12 protein-coding genes are annotated in these 13,351 nt (G+C 64.4%); 9 read left to right on the forward strand and 3 right to left on the reverse strand.

Going from position 1 to position 13,351, the window contains the following annotated elements:
• Positions 1 to 2 precede the first annotated feature (2 nt).
• The 3 genes from TP2_RS08435 to TP2_RS08445 are packed head-to-tail and all read left to right on the forward strand — an operon-like array spanning position 3 to position 4,765.
• A complete protein-coding gene (locus tag TP2_RS08435) occupies positions 3 to 1,343 on the forward strand; it encodes a TolC family protein (protein ID WP_084714063.1) in 1,341 nt (446 codons plus the stop codon).
• A gap of 15 nt (positions 1,344 to 1,358) precedes the next feature.
• On the forward strand, positions 1,359 to 3,596 hold the full coding sequence (locus TP2_RS08440; protein ID WP_038075863.1) for an ATP-binding cassette domain-containing protein: 2,238 nt from the start codon (positions 1,359 to 1,361) through the stop codon (positions 3,594 to 3,596).
• Positions 3,593 to 4,765: an HlyD family type I secretion periplasmic adaptor subunit gene (locus tag TP2_RS08445; RefSeq protein WP_038075866.1), complete on the forward strand. Its 1,173-nt coding sequence runs from the start codon at positions 3,593 to 3,595 to the stop codon at positions 4,763 to 4,765. Before TP2_RS08440 ends, TP2_RS08445 begins: the two co-directional genes overlap by 4 nt.
• Here the strand turns inward: TP2_RS08445 and TP2_RS08450 are convergent.
• Positions 4,732 to 6,018 carry a PP2C family protein-serine/threonine phosphatase gene (locus tag TP2_RS08450; RefSeq protein WP_051692338.1) on the reverse strand — a complete coding sequence of 429 codons (1,287 nt, stop codon included), beginning with the start codon at positions 6,016 to 6,018 and terminating at the stop codon, positions 4,732 to 4,734. The genes TP2_RS08445 and TP2_RS08450 overlap by 34 nt on opposite strands.
• A gap of 150 nt (positions 6,019 to 6,168) precedes the next feature.
• Between TP2_RS08450 and TP2_RS08455 the strand changes: the two genes are divergently transcribed.
• A complete protein-coding gene (locus TP2_RS08455) occupies positions 6,169 to 6,498 on the forward strand; it encodes an Hpt domain-containing protein (protein WP_038075869.1) in 330 nt (109 codons plus the stop codon).
• A 6-nt stretch (positions 6,499 to 6,504) separates the two neighbouring features.
• Here the strand turns inward: TP2_RS08455 and ilvA are convergent, their stop codons facing one another.
• A complete protein-coding gene (gene ilvA / locus TP2_RS08460) occupies positions 6,505 to 7,752 on the reverse strand; it encodes a threonine ammonia-lyase IlvA (RefSeq protein ID WP_038075871.1) in 1,248 nt (415 codons plus the stop codon).
• Between the two features lie 183 nt (positions 7,753 to 7,935).
• Here ilvA and TP2_RS17960 point away from each other — a divergent pair, with 183 nt between their 5' ends.
• The 3 genes from TP2_RS17960 to mog all read left to right on the forward strand — a co-directional run bounded on the left by TP2_RS17960 (position 7,936) and on the right by mog (position 10,827).
• Positions 7,936 to 8,958, forward strand: a complete 1,023-nt coding sequence (locus tag TP2_RS17960; protein ID WP_051692340.1) for a hypothetical protein — start codon at positions 7,936 to 7,938, stop codon at positions 8,956 to 8,958.
• Positions 8,959 to 9,064: 106 nt separating this feature from the next.
• Positions 9,065 to 10,294, forward strand: a complete 1,230-nt coding sequence (locus TP2_RS08470; protein ID WP_038075874.1) for an argininosuccinate synthase — start codon at positions 9,065 to 9,067, stop codon at positions 10,292 to 10,294.
• On the forward strand, positions 10,291 to 10,827 hold the full coding sequence (gene mog, locus TP2_RS08475; protein WP_038075876.1) for a molybdopterin adenylyltransferase: 537 nt from the start codon (positions 10,291 to 10,293) through the stop codon (positions 10,825 to 10,827). Before TP2_RS08470 ends, mog begins: the two co-directional genes overlap by 4 nt.
• Positions 10,828 to 10,966: 139 nt before the next feature.
• On the opposite strand, the gene ubiG is transcribed toward mog, so the two are convergent.
• On the reverse strand, positions 10,967 to 11,710 hold the full coding sequence (gene ubiG / locus TP2_RS08480; RefSeq protein WP_038075877.1) for a bifunctional 2-polyprenyl-6-hydroxyphenol methylase/3-demethylubiquinol 3-O-methyltransferase UbiG: 744 nt from the start codon (positions 11,708 to 11,710) through the stop codon (positions 10,967 to 10,969).
• Between the two features lie 67 nt (positions 11,711 to 11,777).
• Between ubiG and pip the strand changes: the two genes are divergently transcribed.
• A complete protein-coding gene (pip, locus tag TP2_RS08485) occupies positions 11,778 to 12,749 on the forward strand; it encodes a prolyl aminopeptidase (protein ID WP_038075880.1) in 972 nt (323 codons plus the stop codon).
• A gap of 30 nt (positions 12,750 to 12,779) precedes the next feature.
• Entirely contained in the window at positions 12,780 to 13,232 is a 453-nt protein-coding gene (tspO, locus tag TP2_RS08490) for a tryptophan-rich sensory protein TspO (RefSeq protein WP_206198330.1), read from the forward strand.
• Positions 13,233 to 13,351: the final 119 nt, after the last annotated feature.

The raw sequence follows: 13,351 nt of genomic DNA on the forward strand, positions 1-13,351 counted from the left end.
GGATGCGCCGGACACAGCCAGTTCACCATCGCCGTCGCGGTCTTCGCGGGGCAATGGTGCTTGCCGGAACGGTGGCGCTGTCGGGTTGTCTGGCCGACGGTACGCCTTTCCCGACGCGCAATGCGGTCGATCCGGCCTCTGCGCCGCTCGCGGCCGGTATCGCGCGCAAACCCGGGACGGATGCGCAAAGCTCTGAGCTGATCGCCGATCTCGCGGCGCGCCGGTCTATTCTGCCTGCGACCGGACCCTATGCAGAGGTTGCGCAGGCGGTGCTGGATCATTCCGCAGGCGCCGCGCAGGCCGAATTGCGGGTCGCGCGGTTGACCGCGCAGGCGAAGTCGAAGAACTGGCTGCCCCAGATCGGGCCGAGCGTGAGCCTGTCGAGCCTCGGCGATCTCGTGACTCAGCTGGTGATGGAGCAGGTGATCTTCGACAACGGCGCGAAGAAGGCCGAACGCGATTTCGCCGCCGCCGATGTCGAGGTGGCTGCGGTCGAGCTCTCTCAGGAGATGAACGACACCGTCTATGACGGGCTGAAATTCTACATTTCGGGGCTGAAGGCCGAGGCGCAGGCCGAAGTCGCGAGCGCCAACGCCCGGCAGCTTTCCGAGTTCGAACGTATCTTGCGCGAACGTGCGAAGGGCGGGCTGTCGGATCTCTCCGAGGTCGGGTTCGTTGCGCAGAAACGCCATGAGGCCGAGGCCGAAGCGCAGGCCGACCGGCAGGCGGCGCAGGCGGCACGGACGCAGCTCGCGACGATGAGCGATCAACCGATGCAGCACCTGACCGGCCTGTCCAACGTGGCGCTGCCGGTGGCCGCGCCCGAGCCACTCGCGGTCAAGCGCGCCGAAGGCGAAGCGGCGCGGGCCGAAGCGGAAGCACAGCTCGCCAAGGCTGGTCACCTTCCGGGCCTCGCGCTGCGCGCAGGCGCTGGCGAAGGCAAACCGACACTTGGCGTGAATATGGGTATGACTCAGATGCTGGGCTTTGGCCGGGGCGATACGCTCGCAGCGATCGAGGCTGGGGCCGAGGCGGGACAGGCACGCGTTGCGAAGGCGCGGCAGGACAGCGCCCGCAGCCTGTCGGCACTTCAGGTCAGGCTCACGGATTTACGCGCCCGCGAGATGCGAGATGCCGCCCTTGTCGAGGAGGCCGAGTCGGGGCTCGCGCTCTTCAAACGGCAATACAAGATGGGCCGCCGCCGGCTGATGGAGCTGGTCGGCAATTACGAAAGCTACGCCGCGATGAAACGTGCGCAGGTGGGGCTTCGCTACGAGATCGCGCTGACCGAGCTGGAGATCGCGCGGGTGCAGGGGCTTCTGGTCGATGGAAGCCGGATATGAGGAGGTGGCAGGCGGGTGACTGATCGCGTCATCGCGTTCGACATCAATGCCGCCCGCGTGAGCGGGGCGGCCGATGGAGTCATGCCGCGTCCCGCCATCTCGCCCAGCGGCCCCAGCCCCGATCAGCGCCTCGTCCGGGCGAAGGCCCGAGCCGAACTGGCCAGCGCCTATGCCGGGCTTCTGGGCGCGGAACTGCCCGCCTCAGATGTGCTTGAACAGATGCTGCTCGCGATCGGAGAGGCGACCGAAAGTGGCGCCACGATCAAACCCGAGAGTATCGCCGCGGTACTGCGGGTCGCTGGCATGACGGCCTCGGTCGAGTCGATCGACGCGCTTACCCCCGGCCAGTGGCCAGCACTTGCGCAGATGGCGAACGGGCAGATGGTGCTCGTCGCCGCGCAGGAGGGCGAGAGCCTTTTCATCTATGACAAGACCTGCCCCGATCAGCGTGCGGAGGTGCCGCTGCGCGAGTTCTCTCCGCATTTTTCCGGCCGGATCATCCGCGCGCGTACCTCGCTGCGCCAGCTTGAGGAACGCCATATCGGCGAGGACACGAAAGGCCATTGGTTCTGGGGGGCGTTCCGCACGCAACGCCGCGCCTTTGCCGAGGTCGCACTTGGCTCGCTCTTCGCCAACATCCTCGCGGTGGCGGTCGCGCTGTTCTCGCTCCAGGTCTATGACCGGGTGATCCCGCATCAATCCGAAAGCACGCTCTGGGTACTTGCGCTTGGCGCGGGGCTCGCGCTGGTGCTGGAGATGGGGCTGAAACTCGCGCGCTCCGGCCTGATGGATCTCGCCGGGCGGCGGATCGAACTCTCGGTGCAGGGCCTTCTGATGGATCGCCTTCTGGGGATGAAGGCTGCGCCCGAGAAACGCGCGCCCAGCCAGCTTTTCGCCGCGATGCGCGAGTTCTCCTCGGTGCGCGAGTTCTTCACCGCCTCGACCATCGGCACGCTGGCCGATATCCCCTTCCTCTTCGTCTTCCTGATCCTCGTCGCCTCGATCGGTGGCCCGCTGGTCTTCGTGCTGATCGCAGGGGCGGTGCTCATGGTGGTGCCGGGAATGTTCCTGCAAAAGAAGATGGTCGCGTTGAGCCAGTCGACGCAAGGCGCCTCGAGCCGCGCGAGCCGCCTGTTGCACGAAGCGATCTACGAACATGAAACCGTCGCCACCACGCGCGGCGCTGACCGGATCAAGCGGATCTGGGAGGAGCTGACGACGCTCTCGGCAGTGAAAAGCTCTGAGCAGCGCAAGCTCGCCTCGGCGCTGACCTACTGGGCGCAGATGATCCAGCAGGGCACCTATATCACCGCGGTCGTTATCGGCGCCTACATGGTGTTCGCAGGCGAATTCACCGTCGGCTCGATCATCGCCATCGGTATCCTGACCTCGCGCACGCTCGCGCCGCTGACGCAACTGGCGGGCACGCTGGCGCGCTGGTCGAACGTGAAATCGGCTCTGGTTGGGCTCGATGCGATCGCTGGGGCCGAGCAGGTCCAGAGCGCGGGCCGCCGCTACTTGCGCGCCGAGACGCTGCGCGGTGCGTTCGAGCTGCGCCATCTCGAATTCCGTTATGACCCGGAGGCCGCACCCACCGTCGAGATCGCGGGGCTCGCGATCCCGCAAGGGCAGCGCGTGGCGGTGCTGGGCGCAAATGGCTCGGGGAAATCGACCCTGCTCAAGCTTCTTGCAGGGCTTTACGAGCCGCAAAACGGCCGGCTGCTACTCGACGGGATCGATATCGGTCAGATCCACCCGCGCGATCTGCGGCGCAGCGTGGGCTATCTTAGTCAGGACGTGCGGCTTTTCGCGGGGACCCTCCGCGATAATCTCAACCTCACCCAGCTCGAACGAGACGACGAACGGCTCTATGCCGCGCTCGATTTCGCAGGCCTCGGGCCGTTCCTGCGCAACCATCCGCGCGGCCTCGACCTGCCGATCCGCGATGGCGGCGAGGGGCTTTCAGTCGGCCAGCGCCAGTCGATCGGCTGGGCGCGGCTTTGGTTGCAGGATCCGCAGGTGGTGATCCTCGATGAGCCGACCGCCGCCCTCGACACCACGCTGGAGACCACGCTGGTCAGTCGCCTCGATGGCTGGTTGGGTGATCGCACCGCGATCATCGCCACCCATCGCGTACCGATATTGTCGCTCACCGGCCGCACGCTGATCCTGCAAAACGGCCGTCTGGCGGTCGACGGTCCACGCGATGCGGTGCTCGCCCATCTCAATCAAGCGAAGGGGGCGCAGGCATGACGACGATCGACCACGCAGCCCTTCAGGACAGCTCGCGCAGACTGTCGCTCACGATCTGGATCGTCGTTGCGGCGATCGTGATCTTCCTGCTTTGGGCCTCGATGGCTTGGGTCGATCAGATCGTACGTGGCCCCGGCGAAATCACCTCCTCGGCCAAGCCGCAGATCATCCAGAACCTCGAAGGCGGGATCCTTGCGGAGCTTTACGTCGGCGAGGGTGATGTGGTCGAGCCGGGGCAGGTCATCGCGCGGCTGCAATCGACGCAATATCAGACCCAGGTCGACGATCTCGAAGATCAGATCGCGGCGCTGGAGATAAAACGTGCACGGCTCGAGGCGGAGATGTCGGGGCGCGACACGTTTGAGGTAACCGAAGCACAGCGTCGGCTGGTGCCGGAGATCGTGGCCTCGGAAAGCGCGCTTCTCAAGGCGCGTCTGGCCGATGTGTCGGCGCGTGCGAAAGGGGCGAAGAACGTGATGGCCCAGGCACGCGAGGAGCTCGATCTGGTCGAGCGGATGTACAAGAAGGACGTGGCGCCGCTGATAGAGGTGACGCGGGCGCGCAAGACCTTTTCAGATGCCGAGCGCGCCTGGCGTGAGATCGATACGAAGGCTGCATTGGAGCGGGCCGCCGAACATTCCGACGTTCTGGGCAAGCTCGCCACGCTGCGCCAACAGCTCAAGCTGGCCGAGGATCAGCTCGACCGGACCGTGCTTACCGCGCCGATGCGCGGGGTGGTCAACAAGTTGCCGGTGGCGACGATCGGCGGAGTGGTAAGGCCTGGCGAAGAGATCGCTCAGATCATCCCGCTCGACGAGGCGCTGGTGCTCGAAGCGCGCATAGCGCCGCGTGACATCGCCCATGTTCAGCCCGGACAAGAGGCGACGATCAAGCTCTCGGCCTACGATTACACGATTTATGGCAGCCTGCATGGTACGGTCACGCTGGTCTCGGCCGATACGTTCAAGGACGAGCGCAAACCCGATGGCGATCCCCATTACAAGGTGACGATCTCGGTCGATCTTGCGGATCTGCCCGCGCGTCAGAAACAGCTCGAGATCCGGCCCGGGATGCAGGCGGTGGTGGAGCTGCACACGGGTGAGAAGACAGTGCTGCAATATCTGCTCAAACCGCTCTACAAATCGCGTGAGGCTCTGCGCGAGCCCTGAACGCGGCCCGGGCCACGGAACTCGAATATCGCGGCCGATACATCGTCGGTGATGTCGCCGGCGGTGTAAGCCTCGATCTCCCACAAGATCGCGTCGAGAAAGTCGGGGCCCCTCAGTCCTGCGAATTTTCGGATGAGCGTCGCGAGAGCGGTCTCGTCGATCATGATGCCGTCGGGGTCGGTCGCCTCGGTGATCCCGTCCGAGATCAGGAGCAGCCGGTCGCCGGGTGCGAGACGGGTGCTGACCGATACATACTGCGCGCCGGGGATCAGCCCGATCGGCAAACCGCCTTGGCCCAGAAACTCGACCCGTCCGTCCCGGCGTTGCACCACCGGGTAGGGATGGCCCGCCTGCACCAGTTCGATCTGTCCCGTCGCAAGGTCGATATCGGCATAGACCAGCGTCAGGTAGCTCTCGGTCTGCATCTCCTCGAGCACGAGATCGTTCATCATCTGCGCTACCTCCGCGGGCGGACGGCTGGCGAAACTGTCGCGCCCGGTGGGGATCAAGGCGATGTTCTGCGCGGGCCATGTCCCCGACAGGTATCCCGCCACCCGCGCCATCATCAGCGCCGAGGTTATCCCGTGACCCGAGACATCGATTCCATACAGGCCAACACGTGTCTCGTTGATCGGGAAGAAGCCGACGAGATCCCCGCCCACATGGCCGGTCGGGCGCAACATGAGCGAGGCCGCGCCCGCGCCGAAGTCGCGATGGCGGTCGCGCACGAGGCTTTGCTGCAGCTTGCGCGCTTCTTGCAGGTCGCGCTCGATCACGTCCTGCGCGGCGCGCAAGAGGTTGTTCTTCGCGCTGAGCTCTTCCTGCATCGAGAGGATGCGGCTGCCCGCGCTGAGCCTTGCGCGCAGCTCCTCTCCGTTCACAGGTTTGGACAGAAAATCATCCGCGCCGCTTTCGAGTCCGCGCGTGACATCGGTCTTTTCCGCCTTCGAGGTGAGCAGGATGAAATAGCCGTAGCTGCGCCGATCCATGGCGCGAAAGGCCTGACAGAACTCCGGTCCGGTCATGCCCGTCATCATCCAGTCGGAGATCACGATGTCGGGCTCTGTCCGGGCGCAGATCACCATTGCCTCTTCCGCGCTGCCGGCTTCGGTGACGCGATAGCCGGAGCGTGACAGCTGCGCCGAGAGGATGCGGCGTTGCATGCGGCTGTCATCGACCACGAGGACATGGCGCGGCGCCCCCGGCTTGGGGGGCGCGGGATCAAGAGGGGGCGCGTCGTAGCTCGCAGCCATATGTGTCATCCGTTGCCGCACGCTGCTATAAGGCTAGGAATGCGCTAAGAATTCGTGAAAATTTCTTGCCCGATCGCCTTTAAGTCTTTCGCAAGCTTTCGCCGCTACGGTCGATCCCCGGTGAAGGTAACTCGGTGGCCGGAGGGTTGGATGATTGATTGGGAACGCGTGCGCGAATTGCGCGGAGAGATCGGCGCGGATGGGTTCGCGGAAGTGGTCGAGCTTTTCCTCGACGAAGTCGAAGCGGTCGTGATGACGCTTGGGTCGCGCCCTGCCCGGCTGGAGGAGGATCTGCATTTCCTCAAAGGCTCGGCCTGGAACATCGGCTTTCGTGACTTCGGTGGCATGTGCCAACAAGGCGAACGTCTCGCCGCAGCCGGAGACGGCGGCCGGGTCGATGTCGCCGCGATCCTCGATTGCTACGGGGAGTCGAAGGCGGTGTTCATGGGACGGTTGACGGAGTTCACCGCCGCCGCGTGATCGCCCTCAGATCAGGAATTCTGCGAGGGTCTCGTCTTCGGTGATGTCACGCCAGACGAAGCCTTCGGCATCAAGCTTGGCGAAAAGCTTGGTGAAGTTCTCCGCCCGCTTGGTCTCGATCCCGATCAGGACCGAGCCGAAATTGCGCGCAGATTTCTTCAGGTATTCGAACCGCGCGATATCGTCATCGGGGCCGAGCATCTCGAGAAAGTCGCGCAATGCGCCGGGGCGCTGGGGCAGGCGCAGGATGAAGTATTTCTTCAGACCGGAATAGCGCTGCGCGCGCTCGCGCACTTCCGGCAGGCGTTCGAAGTCGAAATTGCCGCCAGAGGTGATGCAGACCACGCGCTTGCCGCGGATCTCTTCGGCCAGCTCGGGCAGGATGTCGATCGACATCGCGCCGGCAGGCTCGAGCACGATCCCCTCGACATTGAGCATCTCCAGCATGGTGATGCAGATCCGGTCCTCGGGGGCGAGATGGATCATTTCGGGTGTCACCCAGCCAAGTTCGGCGAAGGGCCGCGCGCCGATCCGGGCCACGGCGGCCCCGTCGACAAAACTGTTCACCTGATCGAGCGTGACCGGATGGCCCGCGGCCACGGCAGCCGTCAGGCTCGCCCCGCCCAGGGGCTCAACAAAGCGAAACTTCGTCGCAGGGGCGGTCGCACGCAAATATCCCGTCACCCCGGCGGCGAGACCGCCCCCGCCCACAGGCAGGATCACCAGGTCGGGGGCCTCGCTCATCTGATCGAGTATCTCGACTCCGACCGAGGCCTGCCCTTCAATCACCGATGCGTCGTCGAAGGGGGCGAGAAAATGCGCCCCGGCTTTCGTACAGAACGCCTGCGCGGCGGCCAGCGTGTCGTCGAAATAGTCACCCGTCAGCACGATCTCGATCGCATCGCCGCCGAAGGTGTTGGTCTTGTCGATTTTCTGCTGCGGCGTCGTGACCGGCATGAAGATCGTGCCCTTCACCCCGAAATGGCGGCAGGCGAAAGCCACACCCTGCGCGTGATTTCCCGCACTGGCGCAGACGAAGTGGCTGGCCTCCGGGTCGCTCTCGCGCAGCTTGCGCATCGCGGTAAACGCGCCCCGCAGCTTGTAGCTGCGCACTGGCGTCAGGTCCTCGCGCTTGAGCCAGATCTCCGCGCCAAACCGCGCCGAGAGATGGTCGTTGCGCTGAAGTGGCGTGGGCTCGAAGAGCGCACGCAGGGCACGGGTGGCAGCGAGGGCGGACAGGGCAAATTCACTCATGTCAAAGCCATGCCCAAGCCGGGGCCATCTTGCAAGGGATAAGGTGATTCGGCGGTTCTTCGCGCAAGCCCGAGTCTCGTTCGGCAACGACCTGCGCATTCCGCAAATTCGCCTCGTTTTGGCCCCAATTGCGGTTTAACCATGGTGGGAGTTTGACTGAATTCGATGCCACGGGAGGGCGGGATGAGCCTCAAGAAATACTCGATCGTCGCAATGGTCGCCGCGAGCTTCGTGCTTGCGCCGGTTGCGACGAGCCACTTCACCGGCGCCGATATCGCCATGGCCAAGAACGGCAATGGCGGCGGTAACGGTGGTGGAAATGGCGGCGGCAATGGCGGCGGAAACGGTGGCGGTAACGGGAATGCCGGCGGCAATTCCGGTTCGGCAGGCAAGTCGGCTTCGGCTGGTGGTGCATCGAACCGCGGCAATTCCGGTTCGGTGAAGGCGACTGGCGGCCCGGCCAAGTTCCTCGACGACCTCTTCAGCGGCGGCAAGTCGCAGAAGGCGCAACGCACCGCTTCGCGTTCGAGCACCCAGACCAAGGCAACCAAACGCTCCACCACGCCGACCGAATACGCTGTCTCGGATTCGCCGCGCCCGAATGGCAAGCCGGCGCTGAGTGAGGGCGAGCTGCGCAATCACGGCGCGCTGGCCTCCGAGCTCAAGGGGCTGAACGCGGCTCACGCCAGCCCGACGGCGCTTGCCAACGCTTCGCCCAACAGCCAGGTCGGGCGCATCGCGACCTACCAGGCGGCCGTGGTCGCGGCTGATGCGCTCGGTGAAGAGCTGACGGCTGCGCAGGCAACGCTCGCCGGTCTTGAAGCACAGGACGTTGCAACGCCCGAGGAAATTCAGGCACAGATCGATGCGCTCGATCCCGAGGCCGACGATTACCAGGACCAGCTCGACACGCTCAACGGCCAGATGGAGACCGCGCAAACCTATGCGGACGATCTGGCCGCAGCCCAACAGGCGGTGACCGATCTCGAGGGCGAAATCGCGACGGCAGATCAAGCCGAGCAGGACGCGCTCTCGGCAGCGGCGAACGGCCGCACGCTCTCGCCCGAGGCGATGGCTTATCTGCACGAGCTGCTTGACCTTCCGCCGCCGGAACCGGAGGTCACCGACCCGCCGGCCGATGAGCCGGTCGCCGGAACGACTGACACGGGCACGGAAGAGCCGGTGGACACGACCTCGGAGACCTGAGCCGCGCTCGGATGAAATCGGAAAGGGCCGTCCTGAGGGGCGGCCCTTGTTCATTGGAAAAAAAGCTTCTATTCCGTCGCGGAACAAGAAAACCGGGAGATGCCGCATGTCCGCGCCCAAGAAAGTCGTGCTTGCCTATTCGGGCGGCCTCGATACCTCGATCATCCTGAAATGGCTGCAGACCGAATATGGTTGCGAGGTCATCACCTACACCGCCGATCTCGGTCAGGGTGAGGAGCTGGAACCGGCGCGCCGCAAGGCCGAGATGCTGGGTATCAAGCCGGAGAACATCCACATTCTCGACGCGCGCGAGGAGTTCGTCCGCGATTTCGTCTTCCCGATGTTCCGCGCCAATGCGGTCTATGAGGGGCTTTACCTGCTGGGCACCTCGATCGCGCGCCCGCTGATCTCCAAGCATCTCGTCGAGATCGCGCATCAGCACGGCGCGGATGCGGTGGCGCATGGCGCGACCGGTAAGGGCAACGATCAGGTGCGCTTCGAGCTCTCGGCCTATGCGCTCGACCCCTCGATCAAGGTGATCGCGCCCTGGCGGGAATGGGGCCTGTCCTCGCGCACCAAGCTTCTGGAATTCGCCGAGGCGAACCAGATCCCGATCGCCAAGGACAAGCGCGGCGAAGCGCCCTTCTCGGTCGATGCGAACCTGCTGCACACCTCGTCGGAGGGTAAGGTTCTCGAAGACCCGGCCGATATGGCGCCCGACTATGTCTACCAGCGCACCGACGACCCGGTAACGCAGGCCCCGAACGAGCCCGAATATATCGAGATCGGCTTCGAGAAGGGCGACGCGGTGTCGATCAACGGCGAGGCGATGAGCCCGGCGACGATCCTCACCAAGCTGAATGAATACGGGAAGAAGCACGGCATTGGCCGTCTCGATTTCGTCGAAAACCGCTTCGTCGGCATGAAGTCGCGCGGCGTCTACGAGACCCCCGGCGGTACGATCCTGCTGGAGGCCCACCGTGGCATCGAGCAGATCACGCTCGATAGCGGCGCGGGCCACCTGAAGGACTCGATCATGCCGCGCTATGCCGAGCTGATCTATAACGGCTTCTGGTTCTCGCCCGAGCGCGAGGCGCTGCAGGCGCTGATCGACAAGACGCAGGAATATGTGACCGGCACGGTGAAGCTGATGCTCTTCAAGGGCGCGGCCCGGACCGTGGCGCGCTGGTCGGAGTACTCGCTTTATTCCGAGGCCCACGTGACCTTCGAAGAAGACGCGGGCGCCTATGACCAGAAGGATGCGGCGGGCTTCATCCAGCTCAACGCGCTGCGCCTGAAGCTGATCGCGACCCGCAATGCGCGCGTGAAGAAATGAGCTTTTCGCAGCCCAAGGCCGCCATCGTCACCGTCTCCGACCGCGCGTCGCGCGGCGAATACGAGGACAAGGGCGGTCCGGGCTGCGAGGACTACCTGCGCGGCGTGGTCACCTCGCCGCTCGAGATCGAGCGCCACATCATCCCCGATGGGCGCGAGTCGGTGGCTGAAAAGCTGCGCGAACTCGTCGCCGCCGAGGCCGACCTGATCCTGATCACCGGCGGCACTGGCCCTGCGCCACGTGACGAGACACCCGAAGGCTGCATGGATGTGATCGAGAAGGAGCTTGCGGGCTTCGGCGAGGAAATGCGCCGCGCTTCGCTGCTCGAAGTGCCCACCGCCATCCTGTCGCGCCAATCTGCGGGGATCGCGGGCAAGTCGCTGATCATCATGGTGCCCGGCAAACCCTCGGCCATCGCGACCTGCCTCGACGCGGTCTTCGCCGCCGTGCCCTATTGCCTCGACCTGATCGGCGCAGCCTATATCGAGACCGATCCCGCGCGGATCAAGGCGTTTCGTCCGAAGAAGAAGTAAGAGGGGGCTCTGCCCCCGCCTGCCTGACGGCAGTCTCCCCCGGGATATTTCGAGCAGTTGGAAGGAAGTCCGTCTTTGATTTCCAACTGCTTCAAATATCCCGGGGTGAATTCGCGAATGCGAAGAGGGGCAGCGCCCCTTACCGCTTCACCGCCGCAATGGCGTAGTTCACCGAGAGATCGCGCTCCGAGAGCGACCAGCGCCAGCTGAGCGGGTTGAAGACCATGCCGCGCCGGTCGATCGGGTCGAGCTGCGCGTTTTTCGTCAGCTCGTAAAGCTCATCGGGGGTAATGAATTTCGACCATTCATGCGTGCCCTTGGGCAGCCAGCGCATCACATGCTCGGCGCCGATGATCGCGACCATGTAGCTTTTGGGATTGCGGTTCAGGGTCGAGCAGATCATCAGCCCGCCGGGTTTCATCAGGCTTTCAATCGTGTTCACGAAGCCCTGCGGGTCGGACACATGCTCGATGATTTCCATCGCGAGGACGACGTCGAACTGCTCGCCGCTCGCTGCCAGATCCTCGGCGGCGCAATGGCGGTAGTCGATCTCGAGACCCGATTGTTCGGCATGAAGCTTGGCGACCGGGATGTTGCCCCCGGCGGCATCGGCGCCTACGACCGTCGCCCCGAGCCGCGCCATCGGTTCGGCCAGCAACCCGCCGCCGCAGCCGATATCGAGCAGGCGCAGGCCCTCGAACGGGCGGGGCGCTTTCAGGTCGCGGCCGAACTGCGTCGCGATCTGCGTGGTGATGTAGTCGAGCCGGCAGGGGTTGAGCATATGCAGCGGCTTGAACTTGCCATTCGGGTCCCACCATTCCGCCGCCATCGCCTCGAACTTGGCGACTTCGCTGGGGTCGATGCTGTTTGCCGGATCTGCCATCTCTCTCCTCGCGCTCAATTGCGATCCGCCCATGGCGGGCGCTTCGTTTGATCTATATAGTTCAGCCATGGACAGAACTGCAGGGCAAAAGCGCGCATCGGGCGCCCATCTCTATCCGCCGATCGAACCGTTCGATCAGCGCCGGATCGATGTGGGCGATGGCCATGTGCTCTATGTCGAGCAATCGGGCCATCCCGAGGGCCAGCCGGTCGTGGTCTGTCATGGTGGCCCGGGCGGTGGCTGCTCGCCCACGATGCGGCGGTTCTTCGATCCGCGCCATTATCGGATCATCCTTTTCGATCAACGCGGCTGCGGGCTATCGCGCCCCCATGCGAGCGTGACGGCCAACACGACCTGGCACCTGATCGCCGATATGGAGCAGATCCGGCAGGAGCTGGGCATCGAGCAATGGATGGTCTTCGGCGGCAGCTGGGGCGCGACGCTCGCGCTCTTGTATGCCGAGGCCCATCCCGACCGGGTCGAGGCACTGATTCTTAGAGGCGTGTTCCTGGCGACGCGGGCCGAGCTCGATTGGTTCTATGGCGGTGGCGCGGGGCAGTTCTATCCCGATCTCTGGGCAAACTTCCGGCGTCCGATCCCGGAAGACGAGCAGCACGATCTGATCGGGGCCTATCACAAGCGGCTCTTCTCGGGTGATTACATGGCCGAGGCGCGCTATGGCCGCCATTGGGCGATGTGGGAAAATGCGCTGGCCTCGGTGGCCTTCGACGGCCCGCCCGGCGAGGCCTCCTCGGATTACGCGCGGGCCTTCGCGCGGCTAGAGAACCACTATTTCCAGAACGGTGCTTTCCTCGAGGAAGACGACCAGATTCTGCGCGATCGGCACCTGATCGAGCATATTCCGACGAAGATCGTGCAGGGGCGGCTCGACATGATCTGCCCGCCGATTTCGGCCCATCGGCTGGCGCAAGGCTGGGCGCGTGCGCATCTACAGCTCGTGCCGATGTCGGGCCATGCGCTGAGCGAACCGGGAATCACTGCCGGACTTGTCCGCGCGATGGATGAGCTTAGATCCTGATCCGTAAGGATTTCGATCGGAGCCCGAGACATGACGCTGACCTATTTTCTGCTTTTCCTTGCGGCCTCGGCCGCTGCGGCGGCGACGGGCATCATCTTCAAGCCCGGCGAATGGTATGTGGGTTTGAAGAAACCGGGCTTCACTCCGCCGAATTGGGTGTTCCCGGTGGCCTGGACCTATCTCTACGTCTCGGTCGCCTATGCGGCGGCGCGCGTGGCGGGTGTCGAGGGGAGCCAGATCGCGCTGGCGCTGTTCGCTGTGCAGATCGCGCTCAACACACTCTGGACACCAGTGTTCTTCGGGGCGCATCGACTCGGGATGGGAATGACGGTACTCGTCTGTCTTTGGGCTGCGGTCGTGGCGATGATGCTGGCCTTCTTCCGGTTCGATCTGATTGCGGGGCTTCTGGTGATCCCCTATCTCGCGTGGCTGAGCCTCGCCTCTGCGCTCAACTTCCGGGTCTGGCGCGACAACCGGTCCTGAAGTTTAGCTTGCGGAATCCGCTGCGCAGGACTATATCGCCATCAACAGCGGCGCGCCGGGGTCCAAACCTGACGCCCACCGGAAACGTGTGACGGGCCGCAAGGGCCCGTTTTTTGTTT

The sequence above is a fragment of the Thioclava pacifica DSM 10166 genome (genome assembly GCF_000714535.1).
In the GTDB taxonomy this organism is placed as follows: Bacteria; Pseudomonadota; Alphaproteobacteria; order Rhodobacterales; family Rhodobacteraceae; genus Thioclava; species Thioclava pacifica.

Bases quoted from the DNA above. Each gene is read 5' to 3' on its own strand.
- TP2_RS08455 (WP_038075869.1), top strand. From the start codon at position 6,169: ATGATTGATTGGGAACGCGTGCGCGAATTGCGCGGAGAGATCGGCGCG.
- TP2_RS17960 (WP_051692340.1), top strand. From the start codon at position 7,936: ATGAGCCTCAAGAAATACTCGATCGTCGCAATGGTCGCCGCGAGCTTC.
- mog (WP_038075876.1), top strand. From the start codon at position 10,291: ATGAGCTTTTCGCAGCCCAAGGCCGCCATCGTCACCGTCTCCGACCGC.
- TP2_RS08470 (WP_038075874.1), top strand. From the start codon at position 9,065: ATGTCCGCGCCCAAGAAAGTCGTGCTTGCCTATTCGGGCGGCCTCGAT.
- TP2_RS08435 (WP_084714063.1), top strand. From the start codon at position 3: ATGCGCCGGACACAGCCAGTTCACCATCGCCGTCGCGGTCTTCGCGGG.
- pip (WP_038075880.1), top strand. From the start codon at position 11,778: ATGGACAGAACTGCAGGGCAAAAGCGCGCATCGGGCGCCCATCTCTAT.
- ilvA (WP_038075871.1), bottom strand. From the start codon at position 7,752: ATGAGTGAATTTGCCCTGTCCGCCCTCGCTGCCACCCGTGCCCTGCGT.
- tspO (WP_206198330.1), top strand. From the start codon at position 12,780: ATGACGCTGACCTATTTTCTGCTTTTCCTTGCGGCCTCGGCCGCTGCG.
- TP2_RS08445 (WP_038075866.1), top strand. From the start codon at position 3,593: ATGACGACGATCGACCACGCAGCCCTTCAGGACAGCTCGCGCAGACTG.
- TP2_RS08450 (WP_051692338.1), bottom strand. From the start codon at position 6,018: ATGGCTGCGAGCTACGACGCGCCCCCTCTTGATCCCGCGCCCCCCAAG.
- ubiG (WP_038075877.1), bottom strand. From the start codon at position 11,710: ATGGCAGATCCGGCAAACAGCATCGACCCCAGCGAAGTCGCCAAGTTC.